This window comes from Arenibaculum sp., assembly GCF_035998295.1.
Taxonomy (GTDB): Bacteria; Pseudomonadota; Alphaproteobacteria; order Azospirillales; family Azospirillaceae; genus DASYHS01.
Genome location: NZ_DASYHS010000134.1, coordinates 1 through 1,549 on the forward strand (window position 1 = coordinate 1; position 1,549 = coordinate 1,549).

Sequence of the window (1,549 nt, forward strand, 5' to 3'; positions counted from 1 at the left end):
CTTCGAATCGCGACACACTTGTAACTCTCGCCGCCGGGGGTGCCGGCCTCACTCTGCCTTGCGACTGCAAGAAGAGGGAGCATCAAGGTGCCGGACATCCTACACAGCGTTGCCATCAAGTCCCCGGCGGACGAGGTCTACGAGGCGTTGACCACGCTCGAAGGCCTTTCCGGCTGGTGGACGACCGACACGCAGGGCGACGCCGGCGCCGGCGGCATCCTTCACTTCCGCTTCGGCGGCCGCAACCTCATCGACATGAAGGTGCTCGAGCTCGAGCCCGGCAGGCGCGTCCTGTGGCAGGTGGTCGGCGGGCCGGACTCCTGGATGGACCCGGGTGCGTTTCGACCTCGCGCAGGACGGTGACTTCACGAAAGTCCTGTTCACGCACCAGGGCTGGAAGGAGCCCGGGGAGTTCATGCACCATTGCAGCACCAAATGGGCGATGTTCGTGATGAGCCTGAAAGCGCTCGTCGAAACCGGGACGGGCGCCGCCTACCCGAAAGACGTCCACATCTCCGACAAGGGCGACTGACCCCGCGCCCGGCAATCGCCGGCCCGGTCGAACCTGCGCGTCCGCATGCCGGGCCGCGGCGGACGGGCCCACTCACGTCCAAGGAACGGAGATCGTCATGAGCGATAACAGCTTCGCGACCAGCTTCACGGTGGCCCAGCCCCCGGAAGCCGTGTTCGCGGCAATCAACGACGTGCGCGAATGGTGGTCCGAAGGCATCGAAGGCCAGGCGGACAGGATCGGAGGCCGGCCGATGACGGACGGCGAGCAGGCGTTCGTCCGGGCGAAAGGAGCCGATCTGTGAGGCTGGTCAGGCTGGGAGTGCCGAGAGGGCTGGAAAGCCTCCGTCTCGTCGAGGAGGATCCCCCCGAACCGCGGCCGGGCGAAGTGCTGGTCAGGATCGGCGCGAGCTCGCTGAACTTCCACGACCACATGGTCGTCCTCGGGCGAATCCCGTGCGCCGACGGCCGCATCCCGATGACCGACGGCGCCGGGGAAGTGGTCGCGCTCGGCGACGGGGCGGAGGGCTTCGCGGTCGGCGACGCGGTCGTCAGCACCTTCTATCCAGGCTGGCTGACGGGCGAACCGACACCGGCCGGCAGGCGGGACATACCCGGCGACACTCTCGACGGCTACGCCCGCGAGTACGCGTGCATGCCGGCGCACGCCTTCACGAAGGCGCCGGCGGGCTACACGCATGGAGAGGCGGCGACGCTGACCTGCGCCGGGGTCACCGCCTGGAGGGGCCTGGTGGTGCGCGGCCGGGTGCAGCCCGGCGACACCGTGCTGGTCATGGGAACGGGCGGGGTGTCGCTGTTCGCGCTGCAGTTCGCCAAGGCCGCGGGCGCCCGGGTGATCGCCACGTCCTCGTCCGAAGAGAAGCTGGAGAAGCTCGAACGTCTCGGGGCCGACGCCGTCATCAACTACGAGGCCGTGCCGAACTGGGGCGAGAAGGCCAGGGACCTGACGGAGGGACGCGGCGTCGACCACGTGATCGAGGTCGGCGGGCCCGCCACGCTCGCGCAGTCGATCGCCGCG

Annotated in this window: 4 protein-coding genes; all 4 read left to right on the forward strand. The window is 69.1% G+C overall.

Annotated elements, in window-relative coordinates; translation table 11 throughout:
- Nucleotides 1-87 precede the first annotated feature (87 nt).
- Nucleotides 88-363 (forward strand): SRPBCC family protein, encoded by a 276-nt coding sequence (locus tag VGO20_RS13150; protein WP_327502810.1) that lies wholly within the window; start codon nucleotides 88-90, stop codon nucleotides 361-363.
- The gene (locus VGO20_RS13155) at nucleotides 335-532 is read left to right on the forward strand and encodes an SRPBCC family protein (RefSeq protein WP_327502811.1); all 198 of its coding nucleotides are present in this window, start codon (nucleotides 335-337) and stop codon (nucleotides 530-532) included. The genes VGO20_RS13150 and VGO20_RS13155 overlap by 29 nt, the downstream gene beginning before the upstream one ends.
- Before the next feature lie 97 nt (nucleotides 533-629).
- Complete coding sequence (locus tag VGO20_RS13160) at nucleotides 630-815, forward strand: hypothetical protein (protein WP_327502812.1); 186 nt, start codon at nucleotides 630-632, stop codon at nucleotides 813-815.
- Nucleotides 812-1,549, forward strand: a 738-nt coding sequence (locus tag VGO20_RS13165) for a zinc-dependent alcohol dehydrogenase family protein (protein WP_327502813.1), incomplete at its 3' end; no start/stop codon positions are given. The genes VGO20_RS13160 and VGO20_RS13165, both read left to right, overlap by 4 nt.